Below are 452 nucleotides of genomic sequence, written 5' to 3' on the forward strand. Positions count from 1 at the left end.
CACCGGAAATCTCGGCGCGGCCGCCTCCACGGAGTGGGGCCCCGAGCCAGTCACGCCCTCACCTCGCGACCTTTCCGACCGCCACCGGTTCCGCGCCCTTCGCCGTGACGAGCTGGGGCCCGGACCGCAACCCAGCCCGTGTCGGCGACACCGGCTCCGGAGCCGGACCTGGCCCTGTATCGGGCTCCGGTCGCGGTTCCGGAGCCGGCAGCGCCACCCGCCCCGGCGTAACCGGCCCCACAGGCCCCGCCCGGGCCCTGACCTCCGTCGCGAACGCCCCGACACCCGCGGCCGCGGTCACGTCGGACACCTCCCCGGACACCGCGCACCGCACGATCCTCGCCCCTTGGGCCCGGGCCACGCTCTCGGCCAGGTCGCACGCGTCCGCTCTGCCCTCCCTCCAGTGATCCGCCGCCGCGAGTGCCGCCAAGTCGGCCGCGCCGCCCGCCCGA

1 pseudogene is annotated in these 452 nt (G+C 77.2%); it reads right to left on the reverse strand.

Annotated elements, in window-relative coordinates:
- Window positions 1-235 precede the first annotated feature (235 nt).
- Window positions 236-452 (reverse strand): annotated as a pseudogene (locus G3I40_RS47755) (Rv3654c family TadE-like protein); the annotation flags it as partial.

Origin of the sequence: Streptomyces sp. SID14478 (assembly GCF_010548525.1) — a bacterium.
In the GTDB taxonomy this organism is placed as follows: Bacteria; Actinomycetota; Actinomycetes; order Streptomycetales; family Streptomycetaceae; genus Streptomyces.